Raw genomic sequence first — 245 nt, forward strand, 5'->3', positions numbered from 1 at the left:
TGTCGGTCCGGTCCTTTCGGGCAGAGAAGCTTTCCGAGTTTGTCGGTGCCGTGGTCGCTGGTGAAGCGAAGGAAGCGAGAGCGCTCTATCAAGCAATCAAAGCGACCTATCCGATCGTCCTGACGAGAGGATTGGGGCAGGCGCGGCAGTGGCTGCGCAATCGGGCGAGAGGGTCGGAACGGGTCGGATTGGTCGCATCATCTGGAGCATCCCGTCTGAAGCCTGAAGGGGTCAACGTTCACGAG

At 60.4% G+C, this 245-nt stretch carries 1 protein-coding gene; it reads left to right on the plus strand.

Annotated elements, in window-relative coordinates:
- The coding region (locus AC0L3J_RS38300; RefSeq protein ID WP_473350608.1) for a DNA/RNA helicase domain-containing protein at positions 1 to 245 on the plus strand (245 nt) is incomplete at both ends.

Source organism: Bradyrhizobium sp. Kon37, from assembly GCF_055807535.1.